This window comes from Streptomyces sp. NPDC002386 (assembly GCF_053593175.1).
In genome coordinates this window covers 151,467-174,023 of record NZ_JBSFBX010000007.1, presented here as the reverse complement: position 1 = coordinate 174,023, position 22,557 = coordinate 151,467, and the positions used below count along the sequence as shown (strand labels likewise).

Sequence of the window (22,557 nt, the reverse complement as noted above, 5' to 3'; positions counted from 1 at the left end):
TCCGGGTGCGGACGGCCGGTTGCCGGCTGTACTGGGGTGGGGGCGGGTGCCCGTCGGTGGTGCCGGGGCCGGGCACCGCGGCTGCCGTGTCCGGCGGGGGCGGTTCACCGTCCGCTCCGGCGTCGTGCGGGACGGCGGCCGCCCTTGGGCTGGGTCCGGGCGGCGCCGGAGCGCGGGGCGGGCGGCCGGCCTCCGCCGGTGTCCGGTGCCGGGGCGCGCAGTTCGGCGAGCGAGCCGCCGGGGTCCCGGGCGATCCGGGCGAGGAGGTGTTCGTAGGCACGGGCCAGGCGGTCGGCGGTGTCCGGGGTGAACAGGTCGGTGCTGTACTCCAGGTACCCGGCCAGTCCCGCGCCGGTCTCCTGCACCACCAGGCTCAGGTCGTACCGGGACGTGCCGGCGTCGGTGCGGAGCTGGGTCACCGCCAGTGCGCCGGCGTCCTCGGGCGACGGCACGTCCCAGGTGGGCAGCAGGTTGAACGTGGCCTGGAACAGCGGGGACCGGGACGGGTCGCGGTGCGGCACCAGGGCGCCGACGAGGTCCGCGCACGGCACGTCCTTGTGGGCGTGGGCCTCGCCGGTGGCGTCCTTCGCCTGGGCCAGCAACTCGGTGAAGGCGCGCCCCGGGTCCGCGTCGAGACGCATCGGCAGCATGTTCACGAAGTAGCCGACCACGCCCTCCAGTTCGGCGTCGGGCCGGTTGGCGACCGGGGTGCCGATGACCAGGTCGGGGTCGTCGCTCTCGCCGCCGAGCAGGACGGCGAACGCCGACAGCAGCGTCATGTAGAGGGTGGCGCCGTGCTCCTGGCCGAGCCGCCGCAGAGCCGCGGCCACGTCGCCGGGGGCGCTCAGCTCGACCTGGGCGCCCTGGTACGTCTTCACCGGGCACCGCTCGTAGTCGGTGCGAGTCGACGGGCGGCCGGGCGCTCCGTCGAGGCGTCGCCGCCAGTGGTCCCGCTGGCGGTCGAGCTCCTCGGCCGTGACGGCCGTGGCCTGCCGGCGGGCGAAGTCGGCGTAGGTCGTCGGCAGCGGCGCGAGCCCCGGCTCCTCGTCCCGCGCGAACGCCGCGTACAGGGCCTGCTGTTCGGTCAGGACGATGTTCACCGACCAGCCGTCGAAGACGCCCCACGGGCGGGTCAGTACGGCGACGTGCCGGTCGTCGGCGAGGGTGAGCAGGTGGGAGCGGAGCGCGTACGGCCCCTCGGGGTCGAAGGGCCGGGCCCGCTCGGCGCGCAGCCAGGCGGCGAGGCCCGCCTCGTCGCGCGGGGCGGCCGCGACCGTGACCGCGAAGCCGGACGCGTCGTGCACGCGCTGGGCGAGCCCGCCGCCGGGGTGGCGGTGGTAGCCGGTGCGCAGCACGGCGTGCCGCTCCACGAGGGCGCGCACGCTGCGGACGAAGGCGTCCCGGTCGAGCGGCCCGTCGAGCCGGAAGGCGAGCTGCACGTTGTCGTGCGCGGCGGCCAGATGGCCGGGCCGGTCGCGGAACCACAGGTCCCGCTGCTGCAGGGACAGGGGCGCGGTGTCCAGCACCGGCACGCCGGCCGGATCGGCGGGCGCCGCGCTCTCCCGGCCGCCCGGCACCGGGTCCTCGGCGGCGGGGCCGGTGGTCGGCGCCGCGGGGGTGACGCCGGCGGGCGCCGGGGCCGAACCGGCTCGCGCCGGGGCCGGCTGTCCGCCGAGCAGGTCGTCCACCGCGGCGGCCATCTCGGCCATGCCGGAGGCGGTGAAGACGGCCTGGAGCGGCAGGTCCGCGCCCATCTCCTTCTTCACCCGCAGCGAGAGCCGGGTGGCCAGCAGGGAGTGCCCGCCGAGGTCGAAGAAGGTGTCGTTGAGGCCGACACGGGCGACCCCCAGCACCTCCGACACGATGCGGCACAGCTCGCGCTGGGTGGGCGTGTGCGGGGCGACGTACTCCTCGCGGGCCAGGTCGGCCTCGGTCGGCTCGGGCAGGGCGCCGCGGTCCACCTTGCCGTTGCGGTTGACGGGCAGTTCGTCGAGGACGACGAAGGCGGTGGGCACCATGTAGTCGGGCAGCCGCGCGGCCAGGTGCTCCTTGAGCCGCCGGGCGAGCGGTACGTCCGGTTCGGCCGCCCCGCGCGGAGCCCGCACCGGGCTGACGTAGGCGACGAGGGAACGGGCGGCGCCGGTGCCGCGCGGCAGGACGACGGCCCGGTGCACGGCGGGGTGCCCGTGCAGGGCGTTCTCGATCTCGCCGGGCTCGACCCGGAAGCCGCGGATCTTGACCTGGTCGTCGACCCGGCCGAGGTGCTCGATCAGCCCGTCGGAACGCCAGCGCACCAGGTCGCCGGTGCGGTACATGCGGGTGCCCGGGGTGAACGGGTTGGCCACGAACCGCTCGGCGGTCAGTCCCGGCCGGCCGAGGAAGCCGCGGGCGAGCTGGTCACCGGCGATGTACAGCTCGCCGGCGACGCCGGCGGGCAGCGGCCGCAGCGCGTTGTCGAGGACGTACGCCTGGGTGTTGTACACCGGCGCGCCGATGGGCACGCGGGTGGCGCCGGGCTCGGGGGTGTACGGGCCGCACAGGCCGAGCGCGCCGCCCACCTCGGTGGGGCCGCACAGGTTGAACAGCAGGGTGCCGGGCAGGGCCCGCGCCACCCGCTCGGCCAGCTCCACGGACAGCGGTTCACCGGTGGCCTCCAGCCGGACCAGGCCGGTGCACTCGGCGGCGGCCGGCTCGGAGAGGAACTCGGCGAGCATGGAGGGCACGAAGTCGATGTCGGTGACGCCGTGTTCCCGGATCGCCGAGGCCAGGTACTCCGGGTCCTTCTGGCCGCCGGGGCGGGCGATGACGATCGTCGCGCCGACCTGGAGCGGCCAGAACAGCTCCTTGACGGAGACGTCGAAGCCGATGGAGGTCTTGAACAGGATCCGGTCGCCCTCGCCGCCCCGGTAGACGCCCTGGTCCCAGGCGAGCCAGTTCATGCTGGCGCGGTGGGTGACGACCACGCCCTTGGGCCGGCCGGTGGTGCCGGAGGTGTACAGCACGTAGGCGGGGTGGTCCGGCCGGACCCCGGCACCGGGGTCGGTGTCGGCCGTACCGGTGGTGTCGGGCAGCTCGTCGAGGACGAGCAGCGGGCGGGCGTCGGCGACCATCGTCTCGCGGCGCTCGTCGGGCAGGTCGGGGTCGAGCGGCAGGTAGGCGGCGCCGGACTTGAGGATGCCGTAGATCGCGACGAGCAGGTCGAAGGAGCGGACCATGCTCACGCCGACGATCCGCTCGGGGCCGGCGCCCCGCTCGATCAGCCAGTGCGCGAGCCGGTTGGCGCGAGCGTCGAACTCCGCGTAGGTCAGGGACCGGTCCTCGTGCACCAGTGCCGTCGCCTCGGGTGTGCGGGCGGCCTGGGCGGCGAAGGCGGCGGTGAGGGTGGGCGCCGGCATCGGGGTGCCGGTGTCGTTCCACTCGGTCAGCAGCATCCGCCGTTCGGCGTCGGGCAGCACGTCGAGGTCCAGGGCGCGGGTGCCGGTGCCGTCGTCGGCGGCGAGGGCCTCGGTGAGACCGGTGAGGGCGGTGAGCAGGTAGCCGGCGACGGCGTCGGCGGACAGCGAGTCGTCGACCTGGAGGTCGAGGGAGAGTTCGCTGCCGAAGTCGTCGACGGACACCGACACCGGGTAGTTGATGCCGTCGGCGGCGGCGGTGAACCGCACGCCGGCGTCCTCGATGCGCGGGACCTCGGCATCGCCGTGACCGGGCTCGAAGTGGCGGAAGTTGGCGACGGCGCTGAACAGGGGCGCGTCGCCGTCCATGCCGCTGCACCGCTGGGCCAGGCCCAGCGGGGTGTGCTCGCGGGCGACCAGGCCGCGCAGCGCGAGGTCGACGTCGTCGATCAGCTCGCGGACGGTGCGGTCGGCCAGCCGGACCCGCAGCGGCAGGGTGTTGATGAAGTTGCCGAGCATCCGCTCCACGCCCGGCACGCCCTGGAGCCGTCCGGACATCACCGAGCCGAAGACGACGTCGTCGCGGTTGCTGCACGCGGCCACGACCCGTGCCCAGGCCGCGTGGAACAGGCAGGCGGGGCTGAGCCGCAGCCGCCTGGCCTGGGCGCGCAGTTCGCCGGTGAGTTCCGCGGGGAGGGTGCGGCGCAGTCGGGTGACGCGGCGGGCGTCGCCGTGCACGTCGGCCAGGCCGAAGGGGAACGTCGGCTCGGTGACGTCGCCGAGCGCGGCGCGGAAGTGCTCCTCCGCCTCGTCGCCGGCCTGCGCGCCCAGGGTGTGGGCGACGAAGTCGCGGTACGGCGGCGGGGGCGGCAGCAGGTCGGCGCGGCCGGACATGTGCAGGGCCAGTTCCCCGAGGGTGAGCCGCAGCGAGGTGGCGTCCTCGATGAGGTGGTGGGCGGTCAGCAGCAGGTACCGGCGCTCGGAGTCGGGGTCCTCGGCGACCGTCAGCCGCAGCAGCGGCGCGCTGTCGAGGCTCATCCGTTCGGGCCCCGCCAGCAGGGCGCGGGCCTGCCCTTCGGCGTCCCCGCCGGGTTCGAGGCGGACGCGGCGCAGCGGCAGCCGCGCCGTGCGGTGCACGACCTGCACGGGTTCGGGCAGTCCGGTGGTGAGGACGGCGGTGCGCATGACGTCGTGGCGGTCGACGACCGCCTGCAGGGCGGCGGTGAACCGGGCGCAGGCCGCTTCGTCGTCGGCCGTGTACAGGGTGGTGACGAGGTAGGGGTCGTGGTCCGGGTCCATCAGGTGGTGGAAGAGGATGCCCTCCTGCGTCGACAGCAGCGGGTAGACGTCCTGCACGTTGGGCGCGCCGCCGGGCACGGCCGCGGTGATCGTGTCGAGCTGGTCCTGGGTGAGGTCGATCAGGGGCAGCAGTTCCGGGGTGAGCCGGGTGCAGCCGGCCGGGATCAGGTTGGGCGGGGCGCTGAACCCGTCCGTCCCGGGGGTGTCGTCGATCCGGGCGGCGAGGGCCGCGAGGCCGGGCTCGGCGAAGACGTCCTGCACGGCCGTGTTCAGGCCGTGCTCCTTGAGCCGCGCGACCAGCACGGTGATCATCAGGGAGTGGCCGCCGAGGGCGAAGAAGTTGTCCTCGGCGCTGATCCGCTCGGCGTCGAACCCGGTCAGTTCGGCCCACACCTGGGCGAGCAGCCGTTCGGTGCGGGTGGCGGGGGCGACGTAGGCCCGCTGGGCGAAGGCGTCGGTGCCGGGGGCGGGCAGGGCCGCCCGGTCGAGCTTGCCGTGGGCCGTGACGGGCAGGGCGTCCAGGACGACGAAGGCGCTGGGCACCATGTAGTCGGGCAGGGTGCCCGCCAGGTGCCGGGTCAGCTCGGCACGGTGGTCGTCGCTCGGGTGAGCGGGGTCCAGGACGGTGTACGCGACGAGGCGGGGGCTGCCCGGCTGGTCCTCGCGGACGAGGACGGCGCAGGCCCGCACGGCCGGGTGCTCGGCGAGGCGGTGCTCGATCTCGCCCGGCTCGATGCGGAAGCCGCGCAGCTTGACCTGTCCGTCGGCGCGGCCGAGGAACTCCAGGGTGCCGTCGGGCAGCCACCGTGCCAGGTCGCCGGTGCGGTACATGCGCGATCCGGGCGCGCCGAACGGGTCGGGCACGAACCGTTCGCGGGTCAGTTCCGGCTGGTGGAGGTAGCCGCGGGCGAGGCCGGCGCCGGCGATGTACAGCTCGCCGGCGCAGCCGACGCCCTGCGGTTCGCGGGCCTCGTTCAGCACGTACAGCCGGATGTTCTGGATGGGCCGGCCGATGGGCACCGTGCGCGGGGCGGGACCGGCGGGGCAGGTCCAGTGGCTGACGTCGACGGCGGCCTCGGTGGGGCCGTACAGGTTGTGCAGCGGCGCCGGATGGCGCTCCTGGTGGCGGGCGCACAGGTCCGGGGGCAGGGCCTCGCCGCTGCAGAAGACCTGGCGGACCGTGGTGCACTCGCTCCAGCCCGGCTCCTCGACGACGGTGCGCAGCATGGACGGCACGAAGTGCAGGGTGGTCACGCCGAACCGGCGGACGGCGGAGACCAGATAGGCGGGGTCGCGGTGGCCGCCGGGCTCGGCGACGGCGAGCCGGGCGCCGAAGAGCAGCGGCCAGAAGAACTCCCACACCGACACGTCGAAGCTGTACGGGGTCTTCTGCAGGACGACGTCGTCCGCGCCGAGGCGGTACTCGTTCTGCATCCACTCGATGCGGTTGACCGCCGCCCGGTGCTCGATCATGACGCCCTTGGGGCGGCCGGTGGAGCCGGAGGTGTGGATGACGTAGGCCAGGTGCTCGCTGGTCAGGCCGAGTTCACCGGCGGGCAGGTCGTCCTCGCGGCCGCCGGTGACGTCCTGGCCGGCGCGGTCGCGCAGGGTGCCGTCGCGGTGCAGGCCGAGCAGGTGGGCGGCGCCGCGCAGGGGCTCGGTGTCCAGGTCCGGCTGGGTGAGGACCACCTGGACGCCGGTGGACTCCACGAGGGCGGAGCGCCGGGCGTCGGGGTGGGTCGGCTCGATGGGCAGGTAGGCGCCGCCGGCCTTCAGGGTGCCGAGGATGCCGGCGACCATCTCGGCGGAGCGGTGCGCGTGCAGGCCGACGAGGGTGTCCGGGCCGACGCCGTGCCCGCGCAGACCGTGGGCGACGCGGTTGGCCCAGGCGTTGAGTTCGCCGTAGGTCCAGGAGCCGTCCGCGTCGACGAGTGCGGTGCGCTCCGGGTGGCGGCCCACCGCGTCCTCGAACAGCTCGTGCAGACAGCGGTCGGCGGAGTACGGCCGCTCGGTGTCGTTCCACTCCTTGAGCACCTGGTGGCGCTCCCCGGCGTCCACCATGCTCAGCCCGGACAGGGGGCGGGACGGGTCGGCCGCGACGGCCTCCAGCAGCCGGGTGTAGTGGCCGATGAAGCGACGGACGGTCTCCCGGTCGTACAGGTCGGTGTTGTACTCGACGGTGCCGGCCAGCCCGTCGGGGGTCTCGCGCAGGTCGACGGTGAGGTCGAACTTGGTGAAACTCAGATCGACGTCGACCGGGGTGACGTCGAGGTCGCCGAGGGACGCGGAGCGCCCGGTCTGCGCCTCCTGGAGGACGAACAGGGTCTGGAAGACCGGCGAGTGGGCGAGGCTGCGCTCGGTGTCGAGCGCGTCCACCACGGCCTCGAACGGCACGTCCTGGTGGTCGTACGCCTCCAGCGCGGTCTTCCGGACGCGTGCGAGGAGTTCCGGGAAGGCGGGGTCGCCGGACAGGTCGGTGCGCATCACCAGGGTGTTGGCGAAGAAGCCGACCAGGTCCTCCGCCTCGCGCCGGTTGCGGCCGGCGACCACGGTGCCGACGGCGATGTCGCTCTGGTGCGTGTAGCGGTTCAGGACGACGTCGTAGGCCGCCAGGAGGGTCATGTAGAGGGTGGCGTCGTGGGACTTGGCCACCTCGCGCAGCGTGCCGAGCAGATCGGCGGGGCAGTGGAAGGTCTCGCCGGCGCCCGCGTACGTCTTCACGCGGGGGCGTTCCCGGTCGGTGGGCAGGGTGAGCCGCGGGTCGACACCCGCCAGCTGACGCTTCCAGTAACCGACCTGGCGGTCCTGCACCTCGTCGGCGAGCCACTCCCGCTGCCAGTGCGCCCAGTCGGCGTACTGCACGGGCAGGGGTTCGAGCGGCACCGGCCGTCCGGTGCCGAACGCCTCGTAACAGGCGACCAGATCGCGGAAGAACACCCCGACCGACCAGCCGTCGCAGACGCTGTGGTGGGTCGTGACGAGGAGGTGGTGCTCCTGGTCGGAGCTCCGCAGCAGACGGGCCCTGATGAGCGGCCCGCGCTCCAGGTCGAACGGGGCGGCCGCCTCCTCCCGGCAGATCCCGGGCAGGCGCGCGGGGTCGTCGAGGTCCTCCTGCGTGACGGTGAAGTCGCCGCCGTCGCCGACGATCTGCCCGGGCACGCCCTCGTGTTCGGCGAACCGGGTGCGCAGCACCTCGTGCCGCTGGACGACCTCGGCCAGGGCGCGCAGGAGCGCGGGCCGGTCGAGGCGCCCGCCGAGCCGCATCGCCACCGGGATGTTGTAGGCGGCGCCCGTCCCGCCCAGCTTCTCCAGGAACCACAGGCGCTGCTGGGTGAACGACAGCGGCAGCGGCTCGCCGGTGTCACGCGGCAGGCGCGGCACGGTCCGCAGCGCGGACAGGTCGACGCCCTGTTTGCGCAGCAGCGCGATCACGGCGCGCTGCCGCTTCGCCGGCAGGGAGCGGATCCTCCGGACGAGGTCCAGTCCGGTGTCCTGACTGGTGATGTCCATCGTCAACCTCTGCCTCAGCTCTCGATGTCCAGGGCGTCCAGCTCCTCGTCGCTCATGTGCTCGACGAGGTCGATGCTTTCGAGGATCAGGTCCACGTCGAGCGTGCCCGCCTCCGTCGTGCCGGCGGCGCGCCGCCCCAGCTCCAGGGCCATGTCGGCGAGCCGGGGCGCGCTGAAGACCGCCTCCACCGGCAGCTCCACACCGGCCCGTTCGGTCAGCCGGTTGATGAGGCGGGTGGCGAGCAGCGAGTTGCCGCCCAGGGCGAAGAAGTCGCTGCGGCCGTCCAGCCGCTCCGGGGCGACGCCCAGGACGTCGGCCCAGGCGAGCGTCATCGTGCGCAGGGAGTCGGCGGGCGTGCCGTTCCCGGCCGGTGTGCCCGGCGCGGGCGGTTCGGTCGCCGTCCGCCGGGCGGCGGCGGGCTGCTCGGGGGTGCGGCCGACCCAGTAGCGGCCCGTCTCGAAGGCCGTGGGCGGCAGCGGTGCCATGGGGCGGGGCCCGTCGTGCAGGCCGGCCCACGGCACCCGGACACCGCGCGCCCAGAGTTCGGCGAGCTGCTCCAGCGCGCGGTCCTGCACCAGCCCGGCGAGGAAGGCCTCGCCGCGGGCGCCGGTCAGCACCGCGGCGAGCGGTCCGGCGTCCTCCTCGGCGTTGCCGCGGTGCGCGCTCGCCCCTGCGGCCGACGTGACCGGGCCCTCGGCGAGCTCGGCGGCGAGGGCGTGCGCGAGCTGCTCGCGGTCGGCGGCGACCACGGCGAGCCGCTCGGCCTGGGGCTCCCGGCCGAGCTGGGAGGTGTAGGCGAGGTCGGCGAGGCTCACCGTGGCGTCGCCGTCGCGGTCGAGGAAGTCGCGCAGACGGCCCACGGCCGTGCGCAGCAGTTCGGGGGTGCGGGCGGAGACCAGCACGACCTGCGGAGCCGGGTCCGCCGGGACCGTGCGGACGGGAGCGGGCGGTGCCTCGACGACGATGCTGACGTGACTGCCGCCCGCAGCGACGGAGTTGATGAGGGCGCGGCGGGGCGCGTCGCCGCGCGCTTCCCAGCCGGTCGGCTCGTCGGTGAGCCGGAGCGCCGAACCCTCCAGGTCCAGGCGGGGGTTGGCGGTCCCGGTGGTGACGAGCGGGGCGATCTGCCCGTGCCGGAGCTGCAGGACGACCTTGGTGAGCTGGGCGATGCCGGAGGCCGCCTCGGGGTGGCCGAGGTTGGACTTCACGGTGCCCACGTGAACGGGTTCGGTGACACCGGCGAACACCTCGCGCAGGGCGCGCACTTCGACCTCGTCGGAGAAGGCGGTGCCGTTGGCGGCGGCCTCCACGCAGCCGATGTCGGCCGGTGCGGTGCCGGCCCGCTCCAGAGCCCGTCGCATGGCGGCGACCTGGGTGCCGTGGCTGGGTGTCATGAAGCCGTTGGAGCGGCCGCCGTGGAGCGAGGCGGTGCTCTTGATGACGGCGTGCACGGTGTCGCCGTCGCGCAGGGCGGCGTCCAGCGGCTTGAGCAGGACGGCGCCGACCGCCTCGGCCGGCAGGTAGCCGTCGCCGTCGCGGAAGCTGCGTGCGCCCGGATGCGTGCCGAGCAGCCCCATCTCGCCGAGCGCCAGGTACTTGTCGGGGTGGACGTTGAGGTTGACACCACCGGCGACGGCCAGCTCGCACTCGCCGCGCAGCAGGTCGGCGCAGGCCAGATGTACGGCCATCGCGGACGAGGTGCACATGCTGTCCACGGCCAGGCTCGGGCCCTCGAGGCCGAAGAAGTGCGAGACGCGGTTGGCGATGAGGTTGTAGGAGGCGGAGGCGGTGAGCGCCGCCAGGGCCGGATCGGCGGCCGCGTCGGCCCGGTACATCTGGTACGCGGCGCCGACGTAGACGCCGACGCGCCGACGGTGCCGTCGCTCGACGACCTCCTGGGTGACGCCGCCCTGCTCCAGCAGGTGCCACACGGTCTCCAGGAACAGCCGCTGCTGCGGGTCCATGGCGGCGGCCTCGCTCGGCGCGATGCCGAAGTGCAGCGGGTCGAAGCGGTCGACGCCGTCGAGGAAGGCGCCCCACTGGGCCTTGCCGCCGCTGTCCCAGCGGTCGGCGGGCACCTCGGTGACGCAGTCCCGGCCCTCGCGCAGCGCGGCCCAGAACTGCTCCAGGTCGTCGGCGTGCGGGTAGCGGCCGCTGATCCCGATGATCGCGACGGCGTCCGTGCCCCGCTCGCTTCCGCGCCGGGCCGGCGCCGGGGCCTGCGGGAGCCGGGGCGCGACGGCCTCGGCCGGGGCCGCCGCCGGCGCGGGGGCGGGAGCGGGCTCGCCGACCAGGGCGCGCAGGGCCTCCGGGTGATCGGCGGCCAGGTGACGGGCGAGGCCGCGCACGGTCCGCACCTCGAAGAGCAGGGTGCGCGACAGCGGGCCGAAGGTCTCCTCCAGCGGCTGGAGCATGGTCACGGCGAGCACCGAGTCCATGCCGTACCGCTCCAACGGCGTCTCGGGATCGAGCCGTTCCGGCCCGAGCTTCAGCGCCGCCGCGAGCACCCGCCGCAGGTGGGCCACGGCCCGCTCCTCGAGGGCCGGTACGGCGGTGACGGCTTCGGTGCCGGTACCGGGGTCCGGGACGGCGGTGGTCACCGGGGCCTGCGCGGCGGTGTCGGCCACCGGCGCCGGAGGAGCGCTCCGGGCGTCCTGGGTGAGCCTGGCCAGCAGGGCCGTGCGGTCACCCGCGACGACCAGCAGCCCGCCGTCCGCGGTCACGTCCTCGTCGGCCAGGGCGAACCGCAGTGCCGCGAGCCCGCGCGGGGTGTCGAGCGGCACGAGCCCCGTGGCGCGCAGTTGCTCCCGCACCGTGTCCCCGGCCCCCATGCCGCCCTCGTCCCACAGCGGCCAGCCGACGGAGACCGTGCGGCCGTGGCACAGGCCCGCGTGGGCCAGCCGGTTGCGGTGGGCGGCGTAGGCGTCCATGAAGGCGTTGGCGGCGGCGTAGTCGGCCTGGCCCGGGTTGCCGAAGGCGCCGGCGATCGAGGAGAAGCAGACGAACAGCTCCAGCGGCTGCTCGCGGGTCAGCTCGTCGAGGTGGACCAGCCCGGCCACCTTGGGGGCCAGGACGCGCTCCAGCTCATCGGCGCTCTTGCGGACGACGAAGTTGTCGTGGACGACACCGGCGGAGTGCAGCACCCCGGTCAGCGGCCCGTGCTCGTCCGCGACATGGGCCAGCAGACGGGCCACGGCGTCGCGGTCGGTGACGTCGGCACGCTGGTGGTCGACGGTCAGACCGGCGGCGCGCAGCGCGTCGAGTTCGGTGCGCTGGGCGTCGGTCAGCGGGGAGCGGCCGGTGAGCACCACGGTGGCCGTTCCGACGGCGGCGGCGATGTCCCGGGCCACGATCAGGCCCAGTCCGCCGACCCCGCCGGTGACGAGGTAGACGCCGCCCTCCCGCCACGGCGTGGGCGCGGGACGCAGCCGGGCCTCGGTGGGGCGGCGGACCAGTCGGCGGCCGTCCCGGTGACGCACCTCCGGCTCCGGGCCGGTGACCGCCTCGGCCGCGAGGCGGGCGGCGACGGCTGCGGGCGAGGCACCGTCCAGGCATTCCACGTACTGGGTGTGCAGCCGCGGGTTCTCCAGATGGACCGTGCGCAACAGCCCCGCCAGTCCGCCGAGGCAGGCGGCCGTGTCGTCGCCGGCCGTGCCCACGGCGGCGACCTGCAGCAGGGTGGGCCGGCGGACACCGCGCAGCAGCAGATCGCGGATCAGGGTGAACACCTGGCTCGCCGCGTCGGTGTACCGCTGGTGGAGGGGGCCTTCGGACGGTTCCACGACGGTGCAGTGCGTGCCGGCGGGCAGCGCCGCGATCAGGGCCTCGCGGTCCGCGCCGCCGATCCGGCCGAGGAGGACGACGTGCCGTTCGGCGAACGTCTCGCCGGGGGCGGCGGGCCCGGTGGCGGGCAGGTCGCTCCAGCGGGGCCGCAGCAGGACGACTTCGCCGTCGGCGCCCGCGGAGCGCCGGGGTGCGCCCTCGGTGTCGATGTCGAACCAGCAGCGCTCGCGGGCGAAGGGATAGCCGGGCAGGCTGATGCGGCGCGGGCCGGTGGCCGTGCCACCGACGAGATCCCAGTCCACCTCGCCGCCTTCGGCCCAGAGCGCGAGCAGGGCTTCGTGCCGGCGCCGTTCGCGCCAGGCGGTCACGGCGGCGCCGACGGCGGCGCCGTCCGCCGGACGGTCGGGACGGGCGGTCCCCCGGTTCCAGGGCCCGGGCGTGGCGGGGGCGTTGGCGAAGGCGGCGAGCAGGTCGCGGGCCTCGGTGAGGGAGGTCGCGGCGAAGGCGAGGCGCTCCTCCAGGGCCATGCGGCCGGTCTGCAGGGTGAAGGCGACGGCCGGGAGGTCGGCGTCGGACAACTCGCCCAGCCGCGCGTGCAGACGGCGGGCCTGCTCCACGAGCTGGCCCTCGCTCTTGGCGGACAGCACGAGCAGGAACGGCCCGTCCGCGGTGGTCTCCGGGCGGACCGGCTCCGGATACTCCTCGATGACGACGTGGGCGTTGGAGCCGCCGCCGCCGAAACTGGAGACACCCGCGAGCCGGGGCAGGCTGCGCTGTCCGCCCTCGGTGTCGACGACGAGCCGCTGCCAGGGTTCCAGGGAGCGCTGGACACGCAGCGGGGTGCGGTCGAAGTCGATGTGCGGGTTGAGCGTGGCCGAGTGCAGGCTCGGCACCAGCTCGCCGTGCCGCATCTGCAGCAGCACCTTCGTGACGCCCGCGATACCGGCCGCGCTCTCGCAGTGCCCGATGTTGGACTTCACCGAACCGACCGCCAGCCGCTCAGGGCCACCGACCCGGCGGAAGGCCCGCTGCAGCCCGGCCACCTCGATGGGATCACCCAGCGACGTCCCCGTGCCGTGCGCCTCCAGATAACCCAGCGCACCCGGGTCCACACCCGCGGCGGACAGCGCGTCGGCGATCACCTCACCCTGCGCCACCGGCGTCGGCACCGAATAACCGGAGCTGCGCCCACCATGGTTGACAGCGGTGCCCTTGATCACGCCGTGGATCCGGTCACCGTCCGCGACGGCTCGCGCCAGCGGCTTCAGCAGCACCGCACCGACACCCTCACCGGGCACATAGCCGTCACCGCCCTCCCCGAAACTGCGGCAGCGGCCGTCACTGGACAGGAAGTCACGACGGCCCAGGACCAGGTACTTGTTCGGGTGCGGAGTCAGATTGACACCACCCGCAAGCGCGGTGTCGCACTGACCGCTGCGGATCGCCTCGCACGCCAGATGGATCGACGTCAACGACGACGAACACATCGTGTCCACGGCCAGACTCGGACCACGGAAGTCGTAGAAGTACGACACCCGGTTCGCCACCGTGGACGCACTGCCCCACAGCGCGTCCGCCGCCCCCCGCTCCTGCGCCTGAGCACCCAGAAGCTGGTACTCCTGGTACATCACCCCGACGTACACACCGACCCGGCCGCCCCTCGACAACCGGTCCGCGGTGTATCCGGCGTCCTCCAGGGTGTGATGGGCGCACTGCAGGAACAGCCGCTCCTGCGGGTCGAGATGGTCCGCCTCCAGCAGCGAGATCTGGAAGAACAACGGATCGAAGCGGTCGATGTCGTCGAGGAAGCCACCCCAGGAACCGGCCCCGGCCGCCGCGTAACGCTCACGGTCCCAGCGGTCGGCCGGAACCTCACGCACACAGTCCCGGCCCGCCCGCAGATTCCGCCAGAACTCGTCCAGATCAGCGGCCTCCGGATAACGCCCACTGACCCCGATGACCGCGATGTCACCATCACGCGCGGACTCCGGTTCCGGGTCGGCCACGACCGCGGTCGCGGTCACGGCCGAGGTCACCGGCCGGGATGCCGTCGCCGGCAGGAGGCGGGTCGACAGACCGGTCAGTTCCACGCACACCCGGCCGTGCTCGTCGAGGACGGTGACGTCGAGACGGACCGTACCGTCACCGGTGTCCGAGCCGGGCCGGTGGCGGATCCAGGCGTACGCCGTGGCGGGCGTGGCGGCGACGGGTTCGGCGCGGTCCAGTGCGAACGGCAGGGCGAGAGCGGCGGACCGGCCTTCGGCCGCCTGGTCCAGCCACAGGCCGATCGTCGCCTGGAGGGCGCCGTCGAGGATGCTCGGGTGCATCAGCGCACCGGTGCCGAGCGGCTCGGCCGCGTCCGGCAGCCGCAGCTCGGCCAGGACCTGGGTGCGCCCCTCGGCGTCGGTGCCGGTGCGCAGTCCGGTCACGGACCGCTGGGAGGGGCCGTAGGCCATGCCCATGCCGTCGTACAGGCCGTACAGCCGCTCGGCCGGGTGGAAGGTGTCGGCGCAGGCCGCGCGCAGTTCGGCGAGGAGCGGCGTCCGGCCGGCACGGTCCGGGCCGACGGCCGCACGGCCCTGGCCGCAGAGCGTGCTCTCACCGTGGTCGCCGACGCTCTCGATCTCGTAGGCGCAGCCGCCCGCCGCGGACTTCCGCACCCTGACCCGCAGGGTGAGCCCGCCGGGGCCGCAGACGGCGGGCCGCAGCCACACCACGTCGGTCAGCCGGACGGCCGTCGCGTCGTCCCGGCCCAGGGCCCGGGCGACCGCCACGCGCGCCATCTCCAGGTGGGCGACACCGGGCAGGATCCGGTCGCCGTGCACCTGGTGGTCCCGCAGGAACGGTTCGTCCCCGCTGAAGCGGGTCTCGTACGTCTTCACGTCCCCGTCGCCCTCGGCGCCGGTCCCGAGGAGCAGCGCGTGCGGCACCGGTGCCGCCGGGGTCCGGTGCTCGGGCGCCAGGTGCGCCGCGAGGGCGTTCAGGGTGCGGTGCTCGCGCAGGGCCGCCGGGGCGAGCGTCAGTCCCAGGCGCATGCCGACGCGGTCGGCCAGGCGGGCGAGCCCGGTGACGTCCAGCCCGAACTCGGTCAGCTCGGCGTCGGCGTGCACATCGGCGGTGTCGACCCCGAGGAGGGCGGCCACTTCGTCGGTGAGGGCGGCGCGGATGCCGCCGAGCGCGTCGTGCTCCGCGGCGGCGGACGGCACCGCGGCGGCGGCCGGGTCGGACGACGGTTCGTGGACGGCGGGCGCGACGGTTTCCGTCGGAACGGGGGCCGGCGCGACAAAGGCGGGCGCGGCAGGGGCAGGGGCGGCGGGAACGGGCTCAGCCGGAAGGGACACCGCCGGGGCGGGCACCGACGGCTCGGCCGCGGCGGCCGGGACACCGGCCGGGACCTGGGTCGCCAGCCACTCCGCCAGCTCAGCGACCGTCCGATACTCGAACATCACCGTCGGCGACAACTCCACCGACAGCCGCTCCTCCAACTCCGCCACCAACGACAGGAGATCGACCGACGCCAACCCCAACTCGTAGTAACCCGAACCCACGTCCACCCCGTCGACGGCCACCCCCAACCGGGCCGCCACCGCCCCCCGCACCACATCCACCAGACCACCCGCCGCCACGGCGGGCGTCACCGGGATCGCGGCGGGGGCGGGCACCGACGGCTCAGCCGCGGCGGCCGGGACACCGGCCGGGACCTGGGTCACCAGCCACTCCGCCAGCTCAGCGACCGTCCGGTACTCGAACATCACCGTCGGCGACAACTCCACCGACAGCCGCTCCTCCAACTCCGCCACCAACGACAGGAGATCGGCGGACGCCAACCCCAACTCGTAGTAACCCGAACCCACGTCCACCCCGTCGACGGCCACCCCCAACCGGGCCGCCACCGCCCCCCGCACCACATCCACCAGACCACCGGGCGACGCGGCGGCGGCCGGTGCGGCGGGGAGCGGACCGGCCGGTGCGGCGGTGTCCCCGCGTACGTCGAGGGAGGCCGCGGCGTGGATCCGCTTGGCGACGAACCGGCCCACCTCGGCCACCTTCGCGCCGTCGGCGTCGTAGAACTCCACGACCAGCCGGATCAGCTCGTCGTCCCGGCGTACGGAGTCGACCGGGACACGGACGTAGCAGCGGCCGCCGAGTGATCCGGCGGCGCGGAACTGTTCGAACATCAGCGGCAGGTACAGGCCGGGGCCGTCGTTGTCGCCGTGCAGCATGCCGAGGGCGACGCCACCGCCCAGCAGGCCGGCCTCGAAGAGCGCGGGGTGGAACAGGAACCCGGCGACGGACCCCTGGTGCTCGGGGGCGAGTTCGATCTCGGCGATCCAGTCGCCGGGGCGGTGGTGCACCACTCCCCGGAGCTTCATCAGTCCCGAGTGCTGCAGGTCGTACTCGCGGCACCAGGTGTAGATCTCGTCGAGCGTGGTGCGCCGGGTGGCGCCCTCCACGGGCAGCGCCAGCCGTTCACCGAAGGTGACGCGCGGGCGGCGGCGCACGTTCGCGACGGCGTGCAGGACCTCGGCGGTGTCCTCGGGGCGGCGGCTGCGCACCTCGACCCGCCAGCCGCCGTGCGATGCCGGGCGCCCCGCGACGGTGGTCAGCACCCGTTCCCCGGGGGCGGCGACCAGCGGGGCGAGAATGGCGAGATCGCGCAACTCCACCTCGGGCATGGGATGCCCGTGCCGGGCCAGGACCTGCAGGACCAGGTCCACGTAGCCGACGCCGGGCAGCAGGCTGCGGCCGTACACGACGTGACCGTGCAGCAGCGGGTTGTCGGCGGTGACGGCGAAGGTCTCGGTGAAGGTGGTCGTTTCGATCATCGGTGTCCGTCCAGAAGGAGCGTCAGGCCGGCGGGGCGGCCCGGCGGGGCCCAGCCGTCGCGAGTCAGCCGGAGTTGCACGAGCAGAGGAGTCCGAGTGCCGTCTCCGGCAGACCGGGGCGCGGCCGGGGGCGGACCGGGACACGTGGTCCCCGGCGCCCTCACGGCGTCCGTGCCGGTGCGCTCAGCACAGGGCGACGGCGGTCAGGAGCAGCCCGTCGCGGCGCAGCCACCGCCCGGTGACCCGGGGGACGGCCCGGCCGGCGGCCATCGGCGGGGGCACCAGGAAGCGTGCGCCGAAGCGGCCGCCACCGGCGATGTCCACCCGGACCGCGTCGAACCCGAGCATGCGCCGGGCGAGCGGGAAGAAGACCTTGTACACGGCCTCCTTGCAGCTGAACAGCAGCCGGTCCCAGGAGAGGGCGGGGTTCCGCGCGGCGAGCCGGCCGACCATGGCCCGCTCCTCGGGCAGCCCGATCATCTCCAGCACGCCCTCCGGGAGTGGCTCGTCCCGTTCGGCGTCGATGCCGACCGAGTGCACGCGACTGGTCCGCGCGACGGCCGCGGCGCGATATCCGGCGCAGTGCGTCATGCTGCCCACGACTCCGGCCGGCCAGCGTGGTGCGCGCTGCGTTCCGGGGGGCAGGGGGAACGGGGGTATGCCGAGGTCACCGAGCGCGGCACGAGCGCACTGCCGTACCGTGGTGAATTCCCGACGCCGGGCGGGAACGGCCCCTGATACGGCCGCTTCCTCTTCACTGAAGAGATGATTTCCCCGGTCGTCCTCGAATGCTTCCGCGGAGGCCACTTCCCGCGGAAGTATCTCCTCGATCACTTTCTCCCCCAGTTATTTCCTGCCACCCCTGCACGCCGCACCGAGCGCTTGCCTCACCAGGCGGTGAGTGAGAACCGCTCTCCCATGTCACGGGCGCCGATCGCGAAATCCCTGATCCGCTCGGCCTTCTCGACCATCTTGTCGTCGCCCGCCTTCTTGGAGATGGCGATGAGCCACTCGTAGGTCTCGCTGGGGTGCACGTCGTGGGTGAAGTGCACCTTGGAGAGCAGGAAGAGAATGTCCCGGAAATTCTCCCGCTCGATGACATCGGCCAGTGAGCGGATGCGTTCCGCGCGTTCCTTCGTGAACGGCTTGCGGTCCGGCAGCTCGGGGGGCTCGCCGGGGGCGTAGACCGAGCCGTCGGCGAACGCCTCCTTCTCGTCGAAGGAGCCGTTGAAGGCGAGGTCGACGCAGAGCGCCTGCCGGCTGATGTCGGAGAAGTTGACGGCGGAGTGGACGGCCGCCGCGTCCAGGAACCAGATCTCGCCGGGCCGCATGTGGATGACGGTGTCGTCGTCCGAGTGGAAGGCCAGCGGGCTGTCCTCAAGGACCATGAAGGTGCGGAAGTACAGGTCGAGTTCACGGTCGAGCTCGACGAAGTCGCGGTGCGGGATCACGACGGCGTTCTTCAGGTTCCGGGTGCGGGCCATCTGCAGCCGGTCCTGGTCGTAGACCGTGGTGATGATCTCGTCGAGGTAGGGGACGTGTTCGGCGTGCCGGGTGGGCCGGGCGGGTGCGCCCTCCAGGTCCCGGTAGAGCCGGTCCTCGCTGCCGCCGCTGGCGTTGTACAACGGGATGTTCTTCCAGAACCCGTTGCTGAACTCGTCGTACTCCTCCTCCACAGTGGGGACCGCGGCGAGGTAGTCGAGGTCCTTTCTCAGCCGCTCCTGGTCGAGTTCGATGCGGCCGAGTATGTGGGAGCGCATGCGTCGTCCTCCGTCGTGGCAAGGTAACCGTGCGGACCGGCTCAGGCGTGATACGGGCAAGGGAAATTCAATTTTCATCTACTTCCGGTGCATGGGCAGGCGGAAGCAGACGCCATGGCGTTCCTGGTCAGCAACCAACGCCAGATGTCAGAAGTTGAATAGTGAGTGAACGGCGCGATGACACGCCTCGCCCTAAGTCGCTCTCGCGCCCACGAAATCCCCCGTTGCCCCTGCTATCACGGTCGATTCACTCTGGAGAGGATCGGAACCGTGATCGAATTGAGTTCGAGCTTAGAGCAGCCTCTTCTGAGCCGTCAACCGTTCCTTGACCATCTAACTAGTTGCCGGCCGCTCCCCTATACGGCATGGAATCAAGTCGGCCGTCGAATTCACGCCACGCACCGCGCGGTCCCGCGGGCGCGTTCCGCTTCCCCTCCCGCGGGGGCCACCGGCCCCGCCGGCCCCCGCACGGATCGCGCGCCGGGTCTTTACGGCCATCCAACGTTGCACTACTTTGCCGCAAGATTCAGCAACTCCTTGCACGCCCCCCGGCGCTCGGGACCAGCACCGGGGTTCCCCCCTGTGTTGTCAGGAGCCGCCGTGTCTTCACCCACCCCCACCCGTGTCCGCGCGAGACGCCCCCTCGGACGCGGCCGGCCGCTCACCGCGGTCCTCGCGGCGCTGGCCGGCCTGCTGGCCGCGCTGCTGCCGGCCGTCGCCGCCCGGGCCGCGACCACCGCGACCGTGTACTACAGACCCGCCGCGAGCTGGACCACCGTCGACATCCACTACGCCCCGACCGGCGGGAGCTGGACCACCGCCCCCGGTGCGGCCATGGAGGCGGCCTGCTCCGGCTGGTACCGCAGGACCGTCGACCTGGGCGGCGCGTCCGGGCTGACCGCGGCCTTCAACAACGGCGCCGGCACCTGGGACAACAACGGCGGCGCCGACTACCGCCTGGGCGACGGCGTCTCCGCCGTGTCCGGCGGCCGGGTGACCACCGCCGACCCGTGCGCCTCGGCCACCCCCACCTCGGCGACGGTCTACTACTGGACGGCGACGAAGAACTGGCCGTCCTACTACCTCCACTGGGCACCCTCGGGCGGGAGCTGGACCACCGCCCCCGGCACCCGTATGACCGCCGCCTGCGCCAACTGGGTGGAACTGACCGTCGACCTGGGCACCGCCACCACCTGGCAGGCCGCCTTCAACGACGGCGACGGCGTCTGGGACAACGACAACGGCGCCGACTACCGGCTCGGCACGGGCCCGATCACCGTCAAGGACGGCGTGATCGCCCACAGCGACCCGTGCGGCACGGCCGAAACCCCGCAGGGCAACGCGGCGACCGTCTGGTACTCGACGGCCGCGGTCGGCTGGTCCACCGTCAACCTGCACTGGGCACCCACCGGCGGAAGCTGGACCACCGCCCCCGGCACCGGCATGGAGCCCGCCTGCACGGGCTGGGTGAAGAAGACCGTCGACCTCGGCACCGCCACCACCTGGCAGGCCACCTTCAACGACGGCAACGGCGTCTGGGACAACAACAACGGCGCGAATTATTCGCTCACCAAGAGTGGTTCACGGGTCAAGGACCACACCGTCACGGCGAACGCGACGGACCCCTGCGCGGCCGCCGAACCCGACACCACCGCGCCGTCGGCGCCGGCCGGCGTGAGCGCGAGCGTCACCGGCACCTCCGTCGTGCTCACCTGGAACGCCGCCACCGACGACACCGGTGTCACCGGGTACCAGGTCACCCGCACCGGCGGCAGCCGGGGCACGGCGGTGGGCAACACCTCCTCCACCGTGCTCTCCGTGAGCGGGCTGGAGGCGCGGACCGCCTACTGCTGGACCGTTCGGGCCCTGGACGCGGCCGGCAACCTCTCCGCCGCGAGCACCGAGAGGTGCGCCACCACCGGCGACACCCCGCCGCCCGCGGCCGCGGGCGCCCCGCTCGGCGGCGACCCGCGCAAGGACCCGGTCTACTTCGTGCTCACCGCCCGCTTCTACGACGGCGACAGCTCCAACGACCGCGGCGGCAGCCAGCACGTGAAGTCCGGCAACGCCGCCAACGACGACCCGATGTTCCGGGGCGACTTCAAGGGCCTGGTCCAGAAGCTCGACTACATCAAGGCCCTCGGCTTCTCCGCCGTGTGGATCACCCCGGTCGTCCTCAACCGCTCGGACTACGACTACCACGGCTACCACGGCTGGGACTTCTACAAGGTCGACCCCAGGCTGGAGTCGGCCGGCGCCTCCTACCAGGACCTGATCAACGCGGCCCACGCCAAGGGCATGAAGATCTACCAGGACGTGGTCTACAACCACTCCTCCCGGTGGGGTGCCAAGGGGCTGTTCACGCCGACGGTGTACGGGGTGCGCGACGCGCAGTGGAGCTGGTACTACGACGCGCCGAACAGCGACTTCGCGTACGACGGCCTGACCGTCGAACCCGTCTCCGGCAAGTCGTACTACAACGGCGACCTGTGGTCGACGGCCGAGCCGGTCGGCAACACCTGCCTCAACTGGGGCAGGCCCACCGGCCAGAAGAGCGCCGAGGGCTACACGCTCTACAACTGCCAGTGGCCGAGCCCCACCAACAAGCTGTTCCCCGCGGCGCTCTACCACCAGTGCTGGCTCGGCAACTGGGAGGGCGAGGACTCCCGTTCCTGCTGGATCCACGAGGACCTGGCCGACTTCAACACCGAGAACCCCGCCGTCCAGCAGTACCTGATCGGCGCCTACGACAAGTACATCGACATGGGCGTGGACGGCTTCCGGGTCGACACCGCCGTCCACGTCCCGCGCGTCACCTGGAACCGACGCTTCCTGCCCGCCATCCACGACGAGGTCACCCGCCGGTTCGGCGCCGACCGGGCCAGGGACTTCTTCGTCTTCGGCGAGGTCGCCGCCTTCGTCAACGACAAGTGGAACCACGGCTCGGTCAACCACTCCGCGCAGTTCTTCACGTGGAAGGAGCGCAAGGAGTACACCTCCGACGACGTCCAGGCGGCCCTCGACCAGTACGACTACGAGGAGAACCTGGGCCCGGCGGGGCAGCCGGCGTCGGCCAACGCCTTCCTCGACGGCAACAGCTACCACACACCGGACCACAGCCGGTTCAGCGGCATGAACATCATCGACATGCGCATGCACAACAACTTCGGCGACGCGTCCAACGCCTTCAACAACGGCAAGGACTCCGACGACTCCACCAACGACGCCACCTACGACGTCGTCTACGTCGACAGCCACGACTACGGCCCGAACAAGTCGAGCACGCGCTACAACGGCGGGACCGACGCCTGGGCCGAGAACATGTCCCTGATGTGGACGTTCCGCGGCATCCCCACCCTCTACTACGGATCGGAGACCGAGTTCCAGGCCGGCAAGCGGATCGACTGCGGACCCACCTGCCCCCTGGCCTCCACCGGACGCGCCTACTACGGCGACAAGGTTGCGGGCGAGGTCACGGCGGGCGGCTTCTCCGAGGTCACGAGCGCGAGCGGGGCCGTGGCCACCACCCTCCAGCAGCCGCTGGTCAAGCACCTGCAACGGCTCAACCAGATCCGCCGGGCCGTGCCCGCCCTCCAGATGGGCCAGTACTCCACCGCGGGCGTCAGCGGCGACATGGCCTTCAAGCGGCGCTACACCGATAGCGCCACCGGAGTCGACAGCTACGCGCTGGTCGCCGTCGGCCGGGCGGCCACCTTCACCGGTGTCCTCAACGGCACCTACAAGGAGGCCGTCACCGGAACGACGGTCACCGTCAGCGACGGCACGCTGTCCGTCCCCGCCTCCGGCAAGGGCAACCTCCGCGTCTACGTCCTCGACCTGGGCGGCGCCAACGCGGCGCCCGGGAAGATCGGCACGGACGGCCCGTACCTGAAGTAGCCGACGGGTCCGGCGGCGCGGTGGACGCGCCGCGCCGCCGGCCCGCGCTCGGGAACCCTGAGCGGACACTGGTTGCGGAACGGATCCCCG

At 73.2% G+C, this 22,557-nt stretch carries 5 protein-coding genes; 1 reads left to right on the top strand and 4 read right to left on the bottom strand.

Going from position 1 to position 22,557, the window contains the following annotated elements; translation table 11 throughout:
• Positions 1–104 precede the first annotated feature (104 nt).
• The 4 genes from ACWCPN_RS16545 to ACWCPN_RS16530 form a co-directional block, all read right to left on the bottom strand.
• Positions 105–8,201 (bottom strand): amino acid adenylation domain-containing protein, encoded by an 8,097-nt coding sequence (locus ACWCPN_RS16545; RefSeq protein ID WP_451206376.1) that lies wholly within the window; start codon positions 8,199–8,201, stop codon positions 105–107.
• Positions 8,202–8,215: 14 nt separating this feature from the next.
• On the bottom strand, positions 8,216–16,810 hold the full coding sequence (locus ACWCPN_RS16540) for an SDR family NAD(P)-dependent oxidoreductase (protein WP_451206373.1): 8,595 nt from the start codon (positions 16,808–16,810) through the stop codon (positions 8,216–8,218).
• Positions 16,811–16,993: 183 nt separating this feature from the next.
• Entirely contained in the window at positions 16,994–17,617 is a 624-nt protein-coding gene (locus ACWCPN_RS16535; protein ID WP_365130520.1) for a 4'-phosphopantetheinyl transferase family protein, read from the bottom strand.
• An 80-nt stretch (positions 17,618–17,697) separates the two neighbouring features.
• A complete protein-coding gene (locus ACWCPN_RS16530) occupies positions 17,698–18,570 on the bottom strand; it encodes an aspartyl/asparaginyl beta-hydroxylase domain-containing protein (RefSeq protein WP_451206371.1) in 873 nt (290 codons plus the stop codon).
• Between the two features lie 600 nt (positions 18,571–19,170).
• On the opposite strand from ACWCPN_RS16530, the gene ACWCPN_RS16525 reads away from it, so the two are divergent.
• Positions 19,171–22,467: a carbohydrate binding domain-containing protein gene (locus tag ACWCPN_RS16525; RefSeq protein WP_451206368.1), complete on the top strand. Its 3,297-nt coding sequence runs from the start codon at positions 19,171–19,173 to the stop codon at positions 22,465–22,467.
• Positions 22,468–22,557 lie beyond the last annotated feature (90 nt).